Annotated in this window: 20 protein-coding genes; 7 read left to right on the forward strand and 13 right to left on the reverse strand. The window is 69.2% G+C overall.

Going from position 1 to position 18,337, the window contains the following annotated elements; translation table 11 throughout:
- Positions 1 to 44: 44 nt before the first annotated feature.
- Entirely contained in the window at positions 45 to 1,001 is a 957-nt protein-coding gene (locus AB0J95_RS09905) for a TIGR03557 family F420-dependent LLM class oxidoreductase (protein ID WP_364754916.1), read from the reverse strand.
- A gap of 71 nt (positions 1,002 to 1,072) precedes the next feature.
- Between AB0J95_RS09905 and AB0J95_RS09910 the strand changes: the two genes are divergently transcribed.
- On the forward strand, positions 1,073 to 1,492 hold the full coding sequence (locus tag AB0J95_RS09910) for a CBS domain-containing protein (protein ID WP_364754919.1): 420 nt from the start codon (positions 1,073 to 1,075) through the stop codon (positions 1,490 to 1,492).
- 317 nt (positions 1,493 to 1,809) lie between these two features.
- Here the strand turns inward: AB0J95_RS09910 and AB0J95_RS09915 are convergent, their stop codons facing one another.
- Together AB0J95_RS09915 and AB0J95_RS09920 are read right to left on the reverse strand one after the other, a co-directional pair.
- On the reverse strand, positions 1,810 to 2,943 hold the full coding sequence (locus tag AB0J95_RS09915; protein ID WP_364754922.1) for an AI-2E family transporter: 1,134 nt from the start codon (positions 2,941 to 2,943) through the stop codon (positions 1,810 to 1,812).
- 77 nt (positions 2,944 to 3,020) lie between these two features.
- Positions 3,021 to 4,859, reverse strand: a complete 1,839-nt coding sequence (locus tag AB0J95_RS09920; RefSeq protein ID WP_364754925.1) for a LuxR C-terminal-related transcriptional regulator — start codon at positions 4,857 to 4,859, stop codon at positions 3,021 to 3,023.
- Positions 4,860 to 4,935: 76 nt separating this feature from the next.
- Between AB0J95_RS09920 and AB0J95_RS09925 the strand changes: the two genes are divergently transcribed.
- Complete coding sequence (locus tag AB0J95_RS09925; protein WP_364754927.1) at positions 4,936 to 5,733, forward strand: pentapeptide repeat-containing protein; 798 nt, start codon at positions 4,936 to 4,938, stop codon at positions 5,731 to 5,733.
- Here the strand turns inward: AB0J95_RS09925 and AB0J95_RS09930 are convergent.
- Both AB0J95_RS09930 and AB0J95_RS09935 read right to left on the reverse strand, forming a co-directional pair.
- Positions 5,730 to 6,041 (reverse strand): AzlD domain-containing protein, encoded by a 312-nt coding sequence (locus AB0J95_RS09930; RefSeq protein ID WP_364754930.1) that lies wholly within the window; start codon positions 6,039 to 6,041, stop codon positions 5,730 to 5,732. The two genes, AB0J95_RS09925 and AB0J95_RS09930, sit on opposite strands and share 4 nt — an antisense overlap.
- The gene (locus AB0J95_RS09935; RefSeq protein WP_364754933.1) at positions 6,038 to 6,742 is read right to left on the reverse strand and encodes an AzlC family ABC transporter permease; all 705 of its coding nucleotides are present in this window, start codon (positions 6,740 to 6,742) and stop codon (positions 6,038 to 6,040) included. Before AB0J95_RS09935 ends, AB0J95_RS09930 begins: the two co-directional genes overlap by 4 nt.
- A gap of 64 nt (positions 6,743 to 6,806) precedes the next feature.
- Here AB0J95_RS09935 and AB0J95_RS09940 point away from each other — a divergent pair, with 64 nt between their 5' ends.
- Together AB0J95_RS09940 and AB0J95_RS09945 are read left to right on the forward strand one after the other, a co-directional pair.
- On the forward strand, positions 6,807 to 7,367 hold the full coding sequence (locus AB0J95_RS09940) for an XRE family transcriptional regulator (protein WP_364754936.1): 561 nt from the start codon (positions 6,807 to 6,809) through the stop codon (positions 7,365 to 7,367).
- Between the two features lie 172 nt (positions 7,368 to 7,539).
- Positions 7,540 to 8,607 carry a S1 family peptidase gene (locus tag AB0J95_RS09945; protein ID WP_364754939.1) on the forward strand — a complete coding sequence of 356 codons (1,068 nt, stop codon included), beginning with the start codon at positions 7,540 to 7,542 and terminating at the stop codon, positions 8,605 to 8,607.
- 141 nt (positions 8,608 to 8,748) lie between these two features.
- On the opposite strand, the gene AB0J95_RS09950 is transcribed toward AB0J95_RS09945, so the two are convergent.
- From AB0J95_RS09950 to AB0J95_RS09960, 3 genes are all read right to left on the reverse strand, one after another.
- Complete coding sequence (locus AB0J95_RS09950; protein WP_364754942.1) at positions 8,749 to 9,540, reverse strand: NAD(P)-dependent oxidoreductase; 792 nt, start codon at positions 9,538 to 9,540, stop codon at positions 8,749 to 8,751.
- Positions 9,431 to 10,600 (reverse strand): MFS transporter, encoded by a 1,170-nt coding sequence (locus tag AB0J95_RS09955; protein ID WP_364754945.1) that lies wholly within the window; start codon positions 10,598 to 10,600, stop codon positions 9,431 to 9,433. Before AB0J95_RS09955 ends, AB0J95_RS09950 begins: the two co-directional genes overlap by 110 nt.
- A gap of 80 nt (positions 10,601 to 10,680) precedes the next feature.
- Complete coding sequence (locus tag AB0J95_RS09960; RefSeq protein WP_364754947.1) at positions 10,681 to 11,064, reverse strand: cupredoxin domain-containing protein; 384 nt, start codon at positions 11,062 to 11,064, stop codon at positions 10,681 to 10,683.
- A 100-nt stretch (positions 11,065 to 11,164) separates the two neighbouring features.
- On the opposite strand from AB0J95_RS09960, the gene AB0J95_RS09965 reads away from it, so the two are divergent.
- The gene (locus AB0J95_RS09965; protein ID WP_364754949.1) at positions 11,165 to 12,232 is read left to right on the forward strand and encodes a glutamate--cysteine ligase; all 1,068 of its coding nucleotides are present in this window, start codon (positions 11,165 to 11,167) and stop codon (positions 12,230 to 12,232) included.
- Positions 12,233 to 12,337: 105 nt separating this feature from the next.
- Here AB0J95_RS09965 and AB0J95_RS09970 read toward each other — a convergent pair whose 3' ends face one another.
- Both AB0J95_RS09970 and AB0J95_RS09975 read right to left on the reverse strand, forming a co-directional pair.
- Complete coding sequence (locus AB0J95_RS09970) at positions 12,338 to 13,462, reverse strand: histidine kinase (RefSeq protein ID WP_364754951.1); 1,125 nt, start codon at positions 13,460 to 13,462, stop codon at positions 12,338 to 12,340.
- A 56-nt stretch (positions 13,463 to 13,518) separates the two neighbouring features.
- Positions 13,519 to 14,325, reverse strand: coding sequence for an NAD(P)-dependent oxidoreductase (locus AB0J95_RS09975; protein WP_364754953.1), 807 nt, complete (start codon positions 14,323 to 14,325; stop codon positions 13,519 to 13,521).
- Between the two features lie 110 nt (positions 14,326 to 14,435).
- Between AB0J95_RS09975 and AB0J95_RS09980 the strand changes: the two genes are divergently transcribed.
- Together AB0J95_RS09980 and AB0J95_RS09985 are read left to right on the forward strand one after the other, a co-directional pair.
- A complete protein-coding gene (locus tag AB0J95_RS09980) occupies positions 14,436 to 15,059 on the forward strand; it encodes a hypothetical protein (protein WP_364754955.1) in 624 nt (207 codons plus the stop codon).
- Positions 15,046 to 15,861 carry an SDR family NAD(P)-dependent oxidoreductase gene (locus AB0J95_RS09985; protein WP_364754958.1) on the forward strand — a complete coding sequence of 272 codons (816 nt, stop codon included), beginning with the start codon at positions 15,046 to 15,048 and terminating at the stop codon, positions 15,859 to 15,861. The genes AB0J95_RS09980 and AB0J95_RS09985 overlap by 14 nt, the downstream gene beginning before the upstream one ends.
- Here AB0J95_RS09985 and AB0J95_RS09990 read toward each other — a convergent pair whose 3' ends face one another.
- The 3 genes from AB0J95_RS09990 to AB0J95_RS10000 all read right to left on the reverse strand — a co-directional run bounded on the left by AB0J95_RS09990 (position 15,862) and on the right by AB0J95_RS10000 (position 18,289).
- A complete protein-coding gene (locus AB0J95_RS09990; RefSeq protein WP_364754960.1) occupies positions 15,862 to 16,824 on the reverse strand; it encodes a pirin family protein in 963 nt (320 codons plus the stop codon).
- Between the two features lie 67 nt (positions 16,825 to 16,891).
- Positions 16,892 to 17,506 (reverse strand): hypothetical protein, encoded by a 615-nt coding sequence (locus tag AB0J95_RS09995; RefSeq protein WP_364754963.1) that lies wholly within the window; start codon positions 17,504 to 17,506, stop codon positions 16,892 to 16,894.
- A gap of 9 nt (positions 17,507 to 17,515) precedes the next feature.
- Complete coding sequence (locus AB0J95_RS10000; RefSeq protein WP_364754966.1) at positions 17,516 to 18,289, reverse strand: lipase; 774 nt, start codon at positions 18,287 to 18,289, stop codon at positions 17,516 to 17,518.
- Positions 18,290 to 18,337 lie beyond the last annotated feature (48 nt).

Raw genomic sequence — 18,337 nt, forward strand, 5'->3', positions numbered from 1 at the left:
GGCGGTGCGTCAGTGGCCGCCGTGCTTAGACTGGTCGCGGGTTCTCAGGTCAGGGCGGGCAGCAGGGTTGTCTTGGCGAAGTCGAGGAAGGCGTCCTGGTGGTCACCGCCGATCTGGACCAGGGCGAGGTCGGTGAAGCCCGCCTTGGCGTACTCGTCGATCTGGGCGAGGATCGGTTCGGGGTCGGGTCCGCAGGGGATGGAGAGGGCGACGTCCTCGGGGGTGACGTAGGCGGTCGCGGCGGCGAAGCTGGTGACGTCGGGCAGCTCGGCGTTGACCTTCCAGCCGCCGCCGAACCAGCGGAACTGCTCGTGCGCGCGTTTGACGGCGGCGGCGCGGTCGGTGTCCCAGCAGACCGGGAGCTGGCCGATCTTGCGGGACGGCACGCCCCGCGCGGAGTCCCAGGCCGAGCAGAGGTCCGAGTCCGGCTCGACCGCGATCATCGCGTCCCCCAACGGTGCGAACCTCGACACCGACTGCTCGCCGGACACCGCCACGGCGACGGGTGTGCGGACCGATGGCAGGTCCCAGAGTTTGGCCGCGTCCACCCGGAAATGCGCGCCCGCGTAGTTGAAGTAACCACCGTCGAACAACCCGTGGATCACCTGCAGGGCCTCGGCGAGCATCTCGTGCCGGATGTTCACCGGCGGCCAGCCGCGGCCGACGACGTGCTCGTTGAGGTTCTCCCCGGCGCCAACGCCGAGGGTGAACCTGTTGCCGGACAACAACTGCATGGTCGCGGCCTGCTGCGCGACGACGGCTGGGTGGTAGCGCATGATCGGGCAGGTCACGTAGGTCATCAGGTCGATCGTGGAGGTTGCGTTGGCGACGGCGCCCAGGACGGTCCACGCGTTGGGCGCGTGACCCTGTTCGGCCAGCCACGGGAAGTAGTGGTCGCTGGACACCGCGAAGGAGAATCCCGCCTGCTCGGCGCCGGCGGCGTGCCGCACCAGCTCGACGGGCCCGGCCTGCTCGGTCATCAAGGTGTACCCCATACGCATGACCAAGGACTTCCCGCCCGCATGACCTTCAAACGCCTGGGTACCCCGCTGGCAAGAGGAAAGGAGCCCAGATGACCAGGGCACGCGAGATCATGACCGCCGATCCGGCATGCGTACGGGCCAGTGAGACCGTCCGCGACGCGGCCCAGATCATGGCCGAACGCGGGGTGGGCGCGGTGCCGGTGTGCGGCGAGGACAACCGTCTCAAAGGAATGATCACCGACCGGGACATCGTGGTGAAGGTGCTGGCCGCCGGGCACGACCCGCGCGCGGTCACGGCCGGTGAGCTGTCCCAGGGCGAGGTCGTCACGATCGGGGCGGACGACGACGCCAACGAGATCATGAAGACGATGGCCGAGCACAAGGTCCGGCGCCTGCCGGTGATCGACGGCCAGCGGCTGGTCGGCATGATCAGCCAGGCCGACGTCGCCCGCGCACTCCCGCACACCCAGGTCGGCGACCTGGTCGAGGCCTTGTCGGTAGACGACTAGCGACCAGCCAACGCGGTCCGGACCGTCCACAGTGAACGCAAGCGCCCGGCGCCACCCGCCGGGCGCTTGCTGCACGTCCAGCACAGCACGAACAATGAACCCGCCGGCCGGCTCCATCGCCCTGTCGCAGCTGGCGCTCAGGTGCGCGGCCTCGGCGAACCGCCCTGATGCCGGTGGTAGATGGTCCCAGGCCGCACCCCGGCCCGGCTGGCGAACGCCTCGATCGGCGCGTCCGGCCCGCGCGGGGTGGTCCGCGAGGTGCTGCCGGAAGATGGCCGCGCGCGGAGGCGGGGGCGATCCGGATGGGGCGCGGGCGGCTAGTCCTGGGGTGGCTGGTCGTCGACCGGTGCCGTCTCCTCGGGCTGGCTGGTCACCACCTCGGCGGGGTCGACGTGCTCGTCCGCGGGGCTGAGCAGCGACCGGATGCCGGAGTTCAGCACCGCCAGCAACGGCACGGCCAGCAACGCCCCGATGATCCCCGCGGTCACCACGCCGGTCGCGATCGCCAGCACCACCGCCAATGGGTGCAGCTTCACCGCCCGGCCGAGCAGAAGTGGTTGCAGCACATGGCCTTCCAGCTGCTGCACGGCGATCACTATCCCCAGCACGATCAACGCGGGGATCGGCCCGTTGGCCACCAGCGCGATCAGTACGGCGACGCCACCGGCCACCACCGCGCCGACGATGGGCACGAACGCGCCGAGGAACACCAGCGTCGCCAACGGGATCACGAGCGGCACGCCGACGATCCAGATCCCGACACCGATCCCGACAGCGTCCACTGTGGCCACTGCGACGGTCGCCCGGACGTAGCTGACCAGGGCGGCCAGCCCGCGCCGGCCGGCGACGTCGATGCGGTTGCGCGTCCCGTTGGGCACCGCGCGGATCAGGAACCGCCAGATGTTGCCGCCGTCGTAGAGGAAGAAGATCAGCACGAACAGCACCAGCACGATCTGCGCCAGTGCCTCGCCGATGGTGGTGGCGGTGGTGATCGCGCCGGTGGTGACGCTGCTGCCCTGGCTCTCGGTGATCGCCTTGACCAGCCGGTTGGAGAAGTCCCGCAGCTGGTCGTCGCTCAGGTGCAACGGGCCGTTGGTGAGCCAGTTGGTGATGGTGTCGATGCTGCGGGACAGCTGGTCGCGCAACGCGGGCAGCCCGTCGACGAAGTTGCTGACCACGAACGTTAGCAGCCCCACCAGCACGGCCAGCCCGCCGACCAGGACTGTTGCCACCGACAGGCCCCGGGGCACGTTGATGTGGATCAGCGACCGGACCGCCGGGGCCAGCAACGCGGCCAGCAGCAACGCGATCGCCAGCGGGACGACCACACTGCTGAGAAAGCCCACCACCCGTCCGATCACCCACAGCGCCGCCGCGATGACCACCAGCCGCCAGGCGAACGCGGCCGCGATCCGCAGGGCTCTGGGGATGTGTGACTCAGTGCTGGCCATGTGACCTCCCGGGCGTCGGGTTCACATTCTTCCGGTCGTTGAAACCCCGCCCGTACCTGGTAGGTGTGCACACGCCGTCACGGTTGACGCCGGTGCCGCCGGAGATCTCGCGGAAGGTCCTGTCGTGAGTGGACACCGAGCTTGTGGTAGACCCGCGCCAGGTGGCTCTCCACGGTCCGCACCGAGACCGAGAGCCGCCCGGCGATCTCCCGGTCGGTCAGGCCGTCGACGGCCAGCGCGGCGACCTGCATCTCCCGCGAGGTCAGGCCACGCGGTGCGTCGGCGGGTGCCTCCCGGTGCAGGAGTTCACGCAGCCGCGCGACGAGGACGATCGCCTCGGCGGTCCGCGGGTGCTCCCGGCGTTTCAGGATCGCGGCGGCGGTTTCGGCTGTGCGCCAGGCGAGCCGCCCCAGGCCGAGCCGGTCCATCTCGAGCGCGCGGTGCAGCAGCTCGGCTCCGTCCCGGCGGGTCAGTGCCAGGGCGGCCGACCCGCTCGCGATCAGCCGCGGGCCCTCGACCCGCCGGAGCACGCGGTCGAGCTCGTCGGCGACCGGGAGCCGCAGGTGCATGGCCTCGATCAGGTAGTCGAGCTCCACCGCCGGGCAGGCGGCCTCGTGGGCGGCCGCGATGGCCGCCTCGAGGTGGTTTGCCGCGGCGGTGAGATCACCGTGCGCGACGGCGATCGCCGCCCGAGCCTTCAGCCGCAGGCCGGGCAGGAGCGCGATCGGGTCACTGTGGACGGTCGCGAGCACCTGTTCGGCCTCGTCCGGGTCGCCCTCCTCGGCCAGGCCGATCGCCAGCCACGAAGCCGCCTCGCTGTGGAACCACCGCCAGCCACCGGCATGCTGCACAACGGCTTCCCGCAACCGCGCGATCGCCGTGTTGCGTTCGCCGCGCAGCCAGCGAACGTACCCGTCCAGCAGCGGCCACGGCATCGGCTTCAGCTCGCCTGGCTCGTACAGCCACCGGCCCAGCACCGGGTCGGTCAACGGGATTTCGCCCGTGCTCCAGGCGTTCGCCACCGCGATCACCGAGGCGTGCTTGGGATCGGTCAGCTCGGGAGTGGCCTTTCCGTGCATCGCCTGTCCGAACGCGACAGTCAACGGCGTCCTGAGGTCCAGCGCTTCCCTTGTCCGGCCGGACAACAACAAGACCGGTGCCCGCAGCTCGTCGTCATCGAGCAGTTCGAGGGCCTTGTCCGGATCGCGGTCGACCCAGCAGTGGAAGTCCGCCCCAGTGGCCGTAAGGACCTCGTCGTCGCCCTCCCGCCACCACAACAGCCCGCCTTCGCGCATGATCTGCCCGGTCTCGCGACCCTGCCGAACCAGATCCGCCAGCGCGCGCGGGCTGCCACCAGACCTTTGGTGCAGCAGTTCGATCGTTGGTGACGCCACGTCGCCGTTCAGCAAGGCGCGCAACAGTTCCGCGGTGTCCCGCCGATGGAAAGGCGCCAGGTCGACGCGGCAGAGGTACCCGTCCTTCCACAGCATCCGCACCGCCTCCGGCACGTCCTCGGCCTGGGCGGTGACCACGAGCTTGACTTTTCCACCGAGCGCCAGGGTAAGCACGGCCCCGGCGGACGAATCGTCCAGCAGATGGGCGTCATCGATGACCAGCACGGGGACTTTCCGGCCGGAACGACGGACCAGCCTGGTCGTGACGTGGGCGGGGATCAGCGCGGGATGGATCTGGTCGTCCTCGTGCAGCAGCCCGCCGAACACCCCGAACGGGACCTGCCGCATGGTCTGCGCCGCGCTCGCCCAGAACACCGGCAGGTCCCGGGAAATGCTTGCGGCCAGGGCGGTCTTGCCCAGCCCGGTCGCGCCGGTGATCACCACTCCGGGGCCCGCGGTCAGCGCCGCGAGCGCCTGCTGCCGTTCGCGCGCCCGGCCTGCGAAGGCCGTCTCCTGTCTCATGCGTCACGGATATCGAGCGGTTACACACAGCGCCCACACGGAAGGCCCGGATTCCGGTCGACTAGACTCGGCGGCAGTGTCCACCCAAGAACTGCGCGCCGACTGTGCCAACTGTTTCGCGCTCTGCTGCGTCGCCCTGGCGTTCGCCCGGTCGTCGGATTTCGCCGTCGACAAACAGATCGGCGAGCCCTGCCGCAACCTGACCGACGACTTCCGCTGCGGCATCCACGCGAAGCTGCGCACCTCCGGCTTCACCGGATGCACGGTGTACGACTGTTTCGGTGCGGGGCAGAAGGTCTCGCAGGTCACGTTCGGCGGGGTGAGCTGGCGCGAGGACAACGCGCGCGACATGTTCGACGTGTTCCCGGTGATGCGCCAGCTGCACGAACTGTTGTGGTACCTCACCGAAGCCTCGGCGCTGCCCGCCGCCCGCCCGCTGCACAAGGACATCCGGCGTTCGCTCGCATCCGTGCAGGACCTCACCCACGCAGATGCCGCTGTGCTGCGGAAGCTGGACGTCGCCGAGGTTCGGCAGGGCGTGAACACGTTGCTGCTGCGGACAAGTGAGCTCGTGCGCGCGGAGATCAAGCCGAAGAAGAAGGACCGCAGGGGAGCGGACCTGATCGGCGCGAACCTGCGGAAGGCCGACCTCAGCGGCGCCAACCTGCGCGGCGCGTACCTGATCGGCGCCGACCTGCGTGAGGCGAACCTGCGCAAGGCCGACCTGATCGGCGCGGACCTGCGGGACGCCGCGCTCGATGGCGCCGACCTGACCGGCAGCTTGTTCCTGACCCAGACCCAGGTCAACGCCGCCAAGGGCACGGCAGCGACCCGGTTGCCCGAGGTCCTGGCCCGGCCCGCGCACTGGCGTTAGGGCACTCCGGCCAACCGCAGCAGTGCCGCGGTCGCGGCGGCGGCGATCACGACGACCACGAACGGCGCCTTGCGCCAGGCGAGGACGCCGCCGACGACGACCCCGGCCGGGCGGGCGATCCCGGCGAACCCGTGCCCCTCGATCAGGGCGGATGTCGCGATCAGCGCGGCGAACAGCACCACGACGGCGACGCTCATCAGGCGTTCGGCCTTGGGTGAGATCCGGACGCGGGAGCGCAGCGACGGGCCGGCGAAGCGCATGGCGAACGTGCCCGCGCCGAGGATGAAGGAGAGCGCCACGAGCATCATGAGCGGGCCGCCGATGTTTTGTTCGCTTTGTCGCCGCCAAGGCCGGCCAGCACGCCGGCCAGGGCCAGTAGCACGGGCACGCCTGCGGTCAGGAAAGGCGCCGTGACCAGGGCGATCACCGCTCCGGTGAAGGCAGCGCGCTTGACCGGGCCGTCGTTGAGCGAGGGCAGGATCAGCGCGAGCATGACCGCCGGGAAGGCCGCGTCCAGGCCGAAGGCGTTGGTGTCGGTGATGATCGAGCCGCCGAACGCGCCGATCAGCACGCCGATGTTCCAGCAGACGAACAACGCCACGCCGCACGCCCAGTAGGCGGCCTTCCGGCGTTGCGGGTCCTTCTGGGTGATCACGAAGGCCACGTTCTCGTCCAGCAGGAAGTGGCTGCCGATGAGCCGGCGGAACGTGCTCTGACCGGCCAGGACGTCGCCGACCGCGAAGCCCATCGGGATCAGGCGGGTGTTCACGATCAGGCCGGTGACCACCGCCGCGACCGGGTTGCCGCCGGAAGCCATGATCGCCACGAACATGAACTGCGCCGCCCCCGCGAACACCACCAGCGACAACAGCATCGGCAACCACACGGGTAAGCCCGCGCCCACCGTGATCGCCCCGAAGGACAACCCGACCACACCATCGGCGAGGCACACCAGGGCGATGTCCCTCGCCAGCTCGGTACCCAGCGTTCGCCAGATCGAACGGACCATACGCTATGCTGAACACCGGGTGGAGCGTTTGTCAAGCCGAACGCGTGGACCGATGGAGCGAACGATGGCCGAGTCCCCGGAGTCGGTGATCCAGGTGATCGCCGCGTCCCTCCAGCGCGAACGCCGCCGCGCCGGCCTGTCCCTCGCCGAGACCGCCCGCCGGGCCGGCATCGCCAAGTCGACCCTCTCCCAGCTGGAGTCCGGCACCGGCAACCCCAGCGTCGAGACCCTCTGGGCGCTGTGCGTCACTTTGGACGTCCCCTTTGCTCAGTTGATCGAGCCGCCGCAGCCGAAGGTTCAGGTCATCCGCGCCGACGAGGGCATGGTCGTGTACTCCGAACACTCCGACTACATCGCGAAGGTGTTGTCCGCGTGTCCCCCGAACGCGCGCCGTGACCTGTACCTGATCACCGCGCAGCCGGGTACCCCGCGCGAGTCCGAACCGCACCGGCCAGGGGTTTTCGAGCACGTCGTGCTGTCCAAGGGGCGTGCTTTGGTTGGGATCATTGAAGATCCGATCGAGGTCGGACCGGGTGACTATGTGGGCTATCCGGGTGACGTCAAGCACGTCTTCCGCGCCCTCGAACCGGACACCATCGCGGTGATGATCTCGGAACACGTCTAGCGCGGGTCCCGTGGATCTCGATCTCGCCTCTCATCGACCGAGATCCACGGGACACGCTCAGGGCCCAACACTCTTTCGTGTCACCGACTGCGCTCGAACGGACGCTGTGGGTGGGCGGGGCGCGGGCGTAGCGTCGGGTGTCGTTCGCTCACGCCTTCGGGGAGGTACGTTCGTGCGACGGTCATTTTCCCATGCCCTCACCTTGTCCGCGGTTCTGCTTGGCGCGCTTGCGGTTCCGGCGACGGCGGCGCCCACGCTCAACCGCGGCACCGACCTGGCCGTGCTCAACGCGGCGCAGAACTCGTTGTCCGCCAAGCTGGGCACGTCGTTCGGCGGGTCCTGGCTGGACTCGTCGACCGGTGCGCTCACGGTCGGGATCACCAACCCGTCGTTCGCGCCGGCGGTCAGAGCTGCTGGCGCCGTGCCAAAACTGGTGGCGCACAGCCAAGCCGAGCTCGACGCCACCATGGCCACTTTGGACGCCCGCGGTGCCGTGCCCAAGTCGGTCGCCGGGTGGTACGTGGACGTCGTCCGCAACATCGTGGTGGTCGACGCCTATGGTTCGTCGTCCGAGGTCGCCGCGCTCGCCGGGACCTCCGGCCTGGTGACCGTGGAACGCTCGGCGCGACCGGTCCGTCCATTGTGGAACATCGTGGGCGGCAGGTCGTTGTTCTTCCCGCCGTATGTGTGCTCGGCCGGCTTCAACGCCAGGGGTGACGGGCACCGGTATGTGATCACCGCGGGACACTGCACGGACATCGGTGGTGACGTCAGCGGGACCGGTGGCGACGTCGGTGATGTGGAGGACACCAGCTATCCGGGCAACGACTACGGCATCGTCCGGGTGCGTCGGGACAGCGCGGCCTCCACGGCCCGGATTTCCCGTTACAGCCAGGGCGATGACGTCTTCGTCGAAGGCACCGACGTGGTCCCGGTCAACGGCCGGGTGTGCCGTTCCGGTCAGACCACCGGCTGGCACTGCGGTGTGGTGACCGCGACCAAGCAAACCGTGAACTACGAGGGCGGCGGGCTGGTCCGCGGTCTCACCCGGACGACAGCCTGTGCGGAAGGTGGCGACTCCGGCGGTCCCTTCGTCTCGGCTCCGCCGGTCGAGCGTCATGTTCAGGCGCAGGGCGTCCTGTCCGGCGGCTCCGGCGACTGCCACGACGGCGGGGTGACCTTCTTCCAGCCTGTCAAGGAGATCCTCAACGACTACGACCTCAGGCTTTACACCGACTAGGGGGTGACGTCCGTGCGGGGGTGGGAGGCCGGAGAGGGTGATGGGTGGTGGTGCGGGTATCAGCACCGTGTGGGCGTGGCGGACGTTGCCCGTGACGGAGCCGCTGATCGTGTTGTGCGCGCCGGGCTCCACCCGGACAGTTCAGGTGGGGGAGTAGCCGATCAGCTTCTTGGCGAGGGTGGAGTCGTAGACGCGGTCGATCCGGGCGGGGAGCGGCCAGTTGTGGGCGGTGAAGGTGTCGAGGATGTCCGGTGCCTTGCGGACGATGACGGCGGGGGCGTCGTTCCACAGTTCGACCGTGTCGGTGGGGGAGAAGGGGTAGTTGCCCGCGATGTTCAGCACCCCGGTGGCTTGCGAGGCCAGCGCCAGGCGGTGGGCTTGGGCGACGTCGTCGAGGGACACGCCGCGGTACAGGCGGTGCGCCGCTTGGACTTGTGGTGGTTCGGGGAAGCAACGGGCGATGCGCAAGACCACTGTGGACAGCTCGGAGTCCAGGACCAGGGTCTCGGCGGCCAGTTTGGTCTCGTCGTAGATGTCCCGCGGCTGCGGCTTGAGGTGTTCGGTCACCCACACCGCGCGGTCCTGGGGGACGAGGGCGTGGCCGTAGACGGAAGTGCTGCTGGTGTACACGAACCGCGTCACACCAGCGCAGGACGCGAGCAGGTCCGCGGTGGCGTCGACGTTGACCGACCAGAACTCCGACGCCGGAACCTCGCCGACGTGGGGAGCATGCAACGCCGCTGTGTGGACAACGGCGGTGACCCCATCGAGAGCGGAGGCGCGGACTGAGGGCGAGCGGAGGTCACCCACATGGGTCGTCCAGTCACCCGGGCGCGTGTCCAGGCCGTGCACAGCCCAGCCCGCCGTGGTCAGCTCCCGCGCGATCGCCGAGCCGACCAGCCCGGACGATCCGGTCACCAGCACTACAGTCATGCACAGCACGATATCCGCTGACGATCTGACCGAGCAGCACGGCCAGCGCCAGAACCAGTGGCGCGCGCCACGTTCCGGTCTGCCAATGCAGCCATCCGCATGCGAGCACGCAAACTCCGGCCAGCAGGTACCCGTATCCCTGCACCAGCGCGGAAAGGCCGGTGTCGGTGCTGCGCATCCCGATGGTGGTCAACGCGAACGCCAGCGAGCCCATCCCCAGGCCGGTCAAAGTGGCCCACAGCCAAGGCGCGAGACCCGGCGCGACCAGCAGTCCGGTCACGCCGGCGATGTTCGGCGTGGCCAGGATCACCACGAGCAGCGTTTGGTTGCGCCACCGCAGAGTCCACCCCGGCACGAGCCACATCATCGGCAGCCCCATGGCCATCGACAAGGCCAGGCAAGCGCCGGCGTACGAAGCCGGCACCCCGGCGCCCCGCAGGATTGCCGGAAACCAGCCCATCACCAGGAACGTCACCGCCGACAGCAGTCCGAAGTGGACCATCAACGCCCACGACCTCGACGACCGCGAGACCGTGGGCGGCACAACGGAGGCATGAGTACGCGACCACACCTGCTGGGCGAGCAAAGCCACGAACGCCCACACCGCCAGCCCTGCCTGCCACGACGCCGAAGTGACCACCGCCGGAGTCACCAACGCGCCCGCGGTACTCCCAATCCCCAAAGCCGCGGTATAGGCCCGGGAAAACCCCTTGGCCAGCAACGGAAGCAGAGTCCCCAGCAACGCTATCGCCAGACACGCCAACGCGGTCCCGGCCACGAGCAGCACCTGCCCGCCCAGCACCCTTACCACAAGGGAAACCCCCAACGTCGCCAAGGAAAGCGTGACCGTCCGGTGCGTGCCGAGCCGGGAATGCACCCACGGCGTCGCCCACCCACCAAGCCCGATCGCCCACAACGGCAACGCGACCAGTACCGCGGCGGTGAGGTTGCGCGCCACGGAGACGTCGGCCAGGGCCGACCCCAGGCTGGTCACGGCCGGTCTGAGGTTGAGGGCCAACGAGAAGACCACGGCGGTGGAGATGCTTCGTGAACCGGCCATCGCTCCTCCTCGGTGTTCGAGGAGTCATGCTCCTGGCCGGCGGTTGGCCAGACATCGGTCACTTGACCGACATCCTGAGTTCACTTGGTGACGGTCAGCTCCATGTTCATGCCCTGCGAGCGGTGATTGCCCACCGGGCACCACACCTGGTACGTGCCCGCCTCGAGCTGCACGGTGAGCTCGTCGGAATGGCCGGGCCGGATGTTGTCGCTGCGGTAGTCGGCGACGCCCTCTTTCTGGATTTCCAGCGAATGCGTGGCCTGCCCGGCGTTGTTTACGACAAACGTGTACACACCGGCCGGAAATGACTGCTGGGACAATTCGATGTGGAAGTCGGTGAGCTTCGCGGTCACCTTCGTGCCGCTGCCCGCGGGCGGCTGCGGCCCAGGTGGCGCCGTCGAAGCCGTGTCGCACCCCGCGGCAAGCACCGCTATCATCCCGGCCACCAGCGCCGCGCGGACCATCCCATGCCTCCTTGCCGTGAACTGCTCGCCCGCCCAGGCTACTCACGGTTTGGAAAGGCGAATACGGGGGAACTCCGGATGCGTGAAAACCGCGCCGACTATGGGGGTCGAGGAGGAGTTCTTCCTCGTGGACGGCGCCGGGGCGCTGTTGCCCATGGCGCCCGAGGCACTGGCCGCCACGGACGACAGCGACGTTGACGTCAAGCCGGAGTTGTTGCGCTACCAGGTGGAGTCGGCCACGGAGGTCTGTACCACCGGGCACGAGCTGGCCGAGCAGCTCACCGTCCTGCGCAAAAGACTCGCTGAGGGCGCCGCCCGCCGCCACGCCCGGCTGGCCGCGTCCGGCACTGTCGTGCTCGCCCAGGCCGGCGACGCGCTGATCGGCCCGGGCCGCCGCTACCACGAGATCGCCGAACGGTTCGGCCAGCTCGTCGTGGGCGGCCTGGTCTGCGGTTGCCACGTGCACGTCGGCGTGGACGACCGGGCCACCGCCCTCCAGGTCGCCAACCACCTGAGGCCCTGGTTGCCGATGCTGCTGGCGTTGTCAGCCAACTCCCCGTTCGCCGACGGCCGCGACTCCGGCTACGCGAGCAGCCGCCACCTGCTCACGACGCGGTGGCCCTCGGCCGGGCCGCCGCCGTACCTGGACTCGGTGGACCAGTACGAGGAGCTGCTCACCGGCCTGCTGGACACCGGCGCCGCACTGGACCGCAAAATGGTCTATTGGGACATCCGTCCCTCGGAACACCAACCCACCGTGGAGATCCGCGTCGCCGACGTGCAGGGCACGGTCCGGGAGGCCACTTTCCTCGCCGTGCTGGTCCGGACCCTTGGCACGCGGGCACTGGATCTTGCCGCCGACGGGGTGGTCGCGCCGAGGATGCCGACCGAGCTGATCAAGGCCGGGCTCTGGCGAGCCGCCAAGGACGGGCTGACCGGCCAGTGCACCGACCCGGAGACCGGCAAGCTGAAGCCCGTCCGCGCGGTCCTGGACGACCTCGTCCACGAGCACACCGCCGAGCTGAGAAAGACCGGTGAACTCGACTTCGTCGAATCCACTTTGGACTGGCTGGAGCGCAACGGAAACGGTGCGGACCGCCAGCGCCGGGCATACGCCCGAAGGCAACGGCTGGACGACGTGGTCGACGCGATCACAGCGGACGCATGACCCCATCAGGAGGGCCTGGGCAGGACGACTTGGGCGTCCCGGTCACGCAGGCTGGGTGACTGCTTCGGGAGGACCGCAGCGATGCGACCACCCTGGCCGGAACGACTACAGCGGGAGCACAAGTTCCACCTTGAAGCCGCCCTCGGGCCGTGGCCCGGCGATGAGCGTTCCCCCGTACACCGCCGCGCGTTCCCGCATGTTGATCAGGCCGTTCCCGGTGCCGCCAACGGATTCGCCGGTCTCGTCGTTGACGATCCGCATGGTCAGCGACATCGGCTCGCGGTAGAGCAGCACCGAGACCGGGCTGCGGTCGGTGTGCTTGATCACGTTGGTGAGCGCTTCCTGGGCCACGCGGTAGATGCAGAACTGCACGCCGGGTGCGAGCGCGTCCACGTCCCCGGCGATCAGCAGCTTCACCGGCAGGCCCACCGACCGCACCCGGTCGACGAGCAGCGGGATCTCCGCGATGCCCGGCGTGATCCGGTCCTCCTCGGGCGATTCGGGGTCGGGGCGCAGCAGCTTCAGCATCCGGCGCATCTCGTCGAGCGCGTCCCGGCTGCTCAACCCGATCGTGGTCAACGCGTTGCGGGCGGCGTTCGGGTCGGTGTCGAACACGTAGCTGGCCATGCCGGACTGCAGCGAGATCACCGACATGTGGTGCGCGACAACGTCATGCAGCTCCTGCGCGATCCGGATGCGCTCCTCGGTGACCGCGCGGGCCATCCGCTCCTGCTGCTCGATCCGCAGTCGTTCGCTGAGCACGGCCAGCTGCCGGTTGCGTTCGGCCAACCGGCGCCCGACGTTGCCGAACCCCCAGGCCACAGCGGGAATGACGAGCGACTCCGCGACGGCCACCGGCACGGTCACGCCCGGCGTCCGCAGCGCGCAGTACAGCAGCACCGGAACGGCTGAGCCCAGCGTGATCACGATGACCCTGGGCGAGTGCCGCGTCGCGACCGAGTACATCGCGAGCACCGGAGCCCAGAAGTTGAATGCCAACTGGCTGTAGTCCAGTGCCGCGAACGTGACCAGCGCGGCACACGTGACGGCGAGCGCGGTCACGGGCGTCAGCCGACGCGCGGCCAACGGCAGGAACATCAGTGCTATCAGGGCATAGGCCCGCACGTCGCCGCCGAGGCCGGACGGCTTGTACTGGTGGCCGACGAGCCACGCGATCAGCGTCATCGCCACGGCGAGGCAGGTATCGGTCACCCAGGGTCGAACCCGCATACCGGTAACTTAGCGTTGAACCCCGGTTTGCTCTGTGGGTCGTTCGGCACACATTTTCACGCGCCGAAGCCGGTCCGCCAGCTCGGAAACCGTGGTACCCAGCCCAATTGGCGCGCCCGGCGGTTGTCCGCGCCGCGCGCCCACGGGTTACGGTCCGTGGCCTGTCCGGGTGGCGGTGCCCCGACGGACGAGCAGAACGCGGGCAGCCAGTCGTGGGCGGCCGCGGGTTCGTCGTCGGCCACGTTCACCGCGCCGGACTTCCAGCCCAGTGCCGCGACCGCGGCCGAAGCGGCGTCGTCGATGTGCACGAAGCTGGACACGTCACCGGTCGCGATCAGCTCGCCTTTCCTTGCCGCGTCGGCCATCAGGCCGTCGGTGTGGTACCAGGTCCCCGGGCCGTAGAACAGGCCGTACCGCAGCACCACCCACTCCGGCGCCTCCCGAACCGTGTTCTCCAAGGCTTCGACGGCCGCGACGTCGCGGTCCGGGTCGAGCGGGACGTCCTCGGTCGCCGGCCCGGCGCCGGGCGCGTACATCCACGCGATGCTCTGCGCGATGATCTTCCGCACGCCCTCGGCGGCGTCCACGAGGTTGCGGGTACCGGTGATCCGGATCCGCGCGTTGGCCGCGAAGTCCCGGCCCGCGAGATCGGTGAGCTGGTGCATCACCACATCGGGCTGCGCCTGCTGCACCGCCTCGATCAAGGACGCCCGGTCGAACACATCTGCTTGCACCGTCTCGACATCTGGCAGCACCGTGCCCGGTTTCCTGGTCAGCGCGGTGATCTGGTGCCCCTCGGCGAGCAGCAGGGGCAGCAGCCGACGGCCGAGAACGCCGGTCGCGCCGGCCACGAAGATCCGCATACCGTCGACCGTAGTCCCGCCGGTGTTCCACCCAGTGGACCGGTTCCCGCCGGATTTCGTGGTCCAGTTAAAGTTGGCGCATTGGGGGCTGGGTGGATCGAGGTTCGCGCGTGTGGACTGCTGAGCGGCTTGGGGTGCGGCTGGTCCGGTTGCTGATCGGGCTGGTGTTGTACGGCGTCAGCCTGGCGATGATGGTCCGGGCGGGGCTCGGGCTGGGCCCGTGGGATGTGCTGCACGAGGGCCTGTCCAAGCTCACCGGCCTGGGCATGGGCTGGATCGTGAACCTGATGGGCCTGGTGGTGCTGGCGTTGTGGGTGCCGCTGCGGCAGCGGCCGGGTTTCGGCACGATCGCGAACGTCGTGCTGGTCGGGTTCGCGGTGACCGGGACACTCGCCGTGCTGCCACAGCAGACGAACCTCGCCGTCCGGATCCTGTTGCTGGTGGCGGGTGTCGTGCTCACCGGCGTTGCGACCGGGCTGTACGTCGGCGCCGGACTTGGGCCGGGACCGCGAGACGGCCTGATGACCGGCCTCGCCGCGCGCGGGATGTCGATCGCCGTCGCTCGGACCGTCATCGAGTTGTCCGTGCTGGGGCTGGGTTTCCTCGCCGGTGGCACAGTGGGGATCGGCACCGTTCTGTTCGCGTTGGCGATCGGCCCGCTCGCGCACTTGTTCATCCCCAGGCTCACTGTTCCGCTCGCCGCGACTCGTGAGGAGAGCAATGACCACTGTTGAGGGCAAGACCGTCGTCGTCACCGGGGCGAGCGCGGGCCTGGGAGCGGCCGCCGCGCGGCAACTGGCGGAGCTGGGCGCGAAGGTCGTTGTCGTCGGGCGGTCGCCGGAGAAGACCGCCGCAGTGGCCGAGGCGGCCGGAGCCGATCACTACACAGTGGACTACTCGTCGCTCGGCGAGGTGCGGGAGCTGGCTTCCACCCTGCTGGAGAACTATCCGCGGATCGACATCCTGGCCAACAACGCGGGCGGCCTGTTCCGCCACCGGGTCATCACCGGCGACGGGTTCGAGGCCACCATGCAGGTCAACTACCTGGCGCCGTTCCTGCTCACCCAGCTGTTGCTGGACCGGCTCGGCGAGTCGCCCGAGGCGCGGGTGATCACCACGGCCAGCGACGCGCACCGGTCCGGCGTCATCGACCTGTCCGATGTGGACGCTCAGGGCACGTCCTTTTCGACGATGCGGTCCTATGCCGCCTCGAAGATGGGCAATGTGCTGTTCACCCAGGAGTTGGCGCGCCGCACCGAGGGCACCACGATCACCGCGTCCTGCTTCCACCCGGGTTTCGTTGCCAGCGACATGTTCCGCGACACCCCCGCCGTGCGAGCGCTCGCGGGCCTTGCGGGCCGGGCGTTCACGCCTGAGCGCGGCGCCCGGCCGTTGGTGCATCTGGCAACGGTCGAGGACGCCGCCTCGGTCAACGGCCTGTACTTCAACCAGCTCAAGCCCGCCGAGCCCAAGCGGCGCTACGACAAGGAGTTCGCGCGCCGCCTCTGGGACCGGACCGTGGAGCTGCTCGGCTGATCAGGTGTGCGGGATCCGCTCACCGGGGATCACGCCGAAGCTGCCGGACTGGAAGTCCTTGAGCGCCTGCATGATCTCCTCGCGGGTGTTCATCACGAACGGACCGTACTGGACGACCGGCTCGCGGATCGGGCGCCCGCCCAGCAGGAGAACCTCGAGGTTCGGTTCCGCGGCCGGCTGGCTCGTGCCCGCCGCCAGCGTCAGCGCGTCACCCGGGCCGAACAGCGCCAACTGTCCTTTCCGGACCGGACGGGCCTCGGTGCCCACAGTTGCGTTGCCCGCCAGGACGTAGGCGAGCGCGTTGAAGTCCGGGCGCCACGGCACCCGCAGCTGTGCGCCAGGGCTGATCGTGGCGTGCACCAACGTGATCGGCGTGAACGTCGAGCCAGGACCCTTGTGCTCGCCGACCTCCCCGGCGATCACCCGCAGCAGCGCGCCGCCGTCGTCCGACGACAGCAGGCTCGCCTGCCTGCCGCGGATGTCCTGGTAGCGCGGCGGGTTGAACTTGTTGGCGCTGGGCAGGTTCACCCACAGCTGGATGCCGTGGAACAGTCCGCCCGAGACGACGAGGTGCTCCGGCGGCTTCTCGATGTGCAGGATCCCGCTGCCCGCGGTCATCCACTGCGTGTCGCCGTCGGTGATCTCGCCACCGCCGCCATGTGAGTCCTGGTGCTCGAAGATGCCGTCGATGATGTACGTGACCGTCTCGAACCCGCGATGCGGATGCCACGGCGTGCCCTTCGGCTCACCCGGCGCGTACTCCACCTCGCCCATCTGGTCCATGTGGATGAACGGGTCCAGGTCCGCCGTGCTCACCCCCGCGAACGCGCGCCGCACCGGGAACCCCTCGCCCTCGTACCCGCTGGGCGCGGTGGTCACCGAGCGCACCGGGCGCTGCTGGGCGGCTGGCGCGGGCGGGGCGATACGCGGCAGGGTCAGTGTGTCCGCGGTCACGGCCGGCATGATGACTCCTCAGGTTGTTGAGCGTTCAACTTAACATGCCGAACGCGACTCTACCCGGGCGAATTCCCTACCTGAAGGTGAAGAGCCGGACGTCGTCCCGGTACGGCACCGGTTCGCCAGTGAACCGGTGCGTGCCGACCCCCACCGACGGATGCTCCACTGAATCGAAGGCGACCTCGGCGAACCCGGCCCGCGCGAACCAGCCCTTGATCGCCGCGATGGTCTCGGGGTACTCACGGTGACGGGTCCAGATCACAGTCGCCCCCCTACGCACGAACATCGGCAACCACCCGATCGTGTGCTCGATGTCCTCATCCGAGACATTGCCGAACACCCCGCACACCAACGCGATACCGACCGGCACGATCCCCGCGTACACCCCACTCAGGCTCGCATCCCCCACAACCACCTCCACACCCGGAAAACCTCCGGCGCGGGCGGCGTTGCCCGGATCCAGCTCGACGAGCCGGGCTGTCACATCCGCGCGGCGAGGGTGATCGGCAAGCACGCCCAGCAGATCACGGCCCTGGCCCGCACACATGCTCAGGACCCTGATCGGGCCCGGCGGCTGGTCGTCCATGGCTTCGCGGATCCGTCGCTGCACCAGCGCGAGGCGTTGGTGCATGGGATGGTCGGGGTTGTCGTACTTGTCGTGCCAGGCCACCCAGTCCTGTTTCGTCATAAGTCCTTTCTAGCGACAGACACCGGATGTGGGTTGTGACAGGGGATCCGCGCTGATGGCCTGCAGGACGAGCTTGGTCACGGCGGGGTCGGTGGGGAGTTGGGAGTGGCTCACTTGGGCGGTGGGGCAGATGCCTTGGAGGGGGACGTTCACGGCGCCGTCGAGGCGGGCCGAAGTCGGTGGGATGACCGTTTGGTCTTGTTCTGTCCACACTGACAGCCAAGGGACAGGAACGGGGCGGTTCTCCACCTGTTTGAGCAGCGCGCTGCCGACGGCGAGTTGTTTGCAGGCGGTGGGGCAGGCGTCGGGGAGAACCGTGGTGCCCGTTGAGGCGATCTGCGTGCCGTGCAGGGGGGAGCCGAGGGTGACCACCCGGCGTGCGCCCCGCGGGTTGCGGTCGACCCACAGTCTGGCGACCACGCCACCCGCCGAGTAGCCGATCAAGTCCACCGACGGCGCACCTCCCGCATATGCCTGCTGGACATCCTTGTCCAGGGTCGCCACCTGTTCCTGGAGGTCCCCGGTGCCATCACCCGGGAGCGCCACGACCTCCGCCGGGCGGCCGGTCGCCCGGATGGCGTCGGCGAGGACATTGAGGGCCGCCTGGCTGCCGCCGTAGCCGGGGATGAGCAGAACTGTGCCAGGTTTCGAGGTGTCCGCGGCGGGTGAGCCGGACAGCAGCCGGGGCACGACGAACGCCGCCACCAGCACCACGACCAGGGCCGATACGACGGTCATCAGCAGGCGCCGGCGGGCGCTGAGGCCTCGCCACCACGTTCTCACGGTTTCAATCTTTACCCGGATTGTTCGCCGTTTGTGGATCGTAGGACC

The sequence above is a fragment of the Actinocrispum sp. NPDC049592 genome (assembly GCF_040675465.1).
GTDB lineage: Bacteria > Actinomycetota > Actinomycetes > Mycobacteriales > Pseudonocardiaceae > Kibdelosporangium.

Coding starts and splice junctions, on each gene's coding strand:
- AB0J95_RS09905 (WP_364754916.1), bottom strand. CDS start 1,001: ATGCGTATGGGGTACACCTTGATGACCGAGCAGGCCGGGCCCGTCGAG.
- AB0J95_RS09910 (WP_364754919.1), top strand. CDS start 1,073: ATGACCAGGGCACGCGAGATCATGACCGCCGATCCGGCATGCGTACGG.
- AB0J95_RS09915 (WP_364754922.1), bottom strand. CDS start 2,943: ATGGCCAGCACTGAGTCACACATCCCCAGAGCCCTGCGGATCGCGGCC.
- AB0J95_RS09920 (WP_364754925.1), bottom strand. CDS start 4,859: ATGAGACAGGAGACGGCCTTCGCAGGCCGGGCGCGCGAACGGCAGCAG.
- AB0J95_RS09930 (WP_364754930.1), bottom strand. CDS start 6,041: ATGATGCTCGTGGCGCTCTCCTTCATCCTCGGCGCGGGCACGTTCGCC.
- AB0J95_RS09935 (WP_364754933.1), bottom strand. CDS start 6,742: ATGGTCCGTTCGATCTGGCGAACGCTGGGTACCGAGCTGGCGAGGGAC.
- AB0J95_RS09940 (WP_364754936.1), top strand. CDS start 6,807: ATGGCCGAGTCCCCGGAGTCGGTGATCCAGGTGATCGCCGCGTCCCTC.
- AB0J95_RS09950 (WP_364754942.1), bottom strand. CDS start 9,540: ATGACTGTAGTGCTGGTGACCGGATCGTCCGGGCTGGTCGGCTCGGCG.
- AB0J95_RS09955 (WP_364754945.1), bottom strand. CDS start 10,600: ATGGCCGGTTCACGAAGCATCTCCACCGCCGTGGTCTTCTCGTTGGCC.
- AB0J95_RS09960 (WP_364754947.1), bottom strand. CDS start 11,064: ATGGTCCGCGCGGCGCTGGTGGCCGGGATGATAGCGGTGCTTGCCGCG.
- AB0J95_RS09965 (WP_364754949.1), top strand. CDS start 11,165: ATGGGGGTCGAGGAGGAGTTCTTCCTCGTGGACGGCGCCGGGGCGCTG.
- AB0J95_RS09970 (WP_364754951.1), bottom strand. CDS start 13,462: ATGCGGGTTCGACCCTGGGTGACCGATACCTGCCTCGCCGTGGCGATG.
- AB0J95_RS09975 (WP_364754953.1), bottom strand. CDS start 14,325: ATGCGGATCTTCGTGGCCGGCGCGACCGGCGTTCTCGGCCGTCGGCTG.
- AB0J95_RS09985 (WP_364754958.1), top strand. CDS start 15,046: ATGACCACTGTTGAGGGCAAGACCGTCGTCGTCACCGGGGCGAGCGCG.
- AB0J95_RS09990 (WP_364754960.1), bottom strand. CDS start 16,824: ATGCCGGCCGTGACCGCGGACACACTGACCCTGCCGCGTATCGCCCCG.
- AB0J95_RS09995 (WP_364754963.1), bottom strand. CDS start 17,506: ATGACGAAACAGGACTGGGTGGCCTGGCACGACAAGTACGACAACCCC.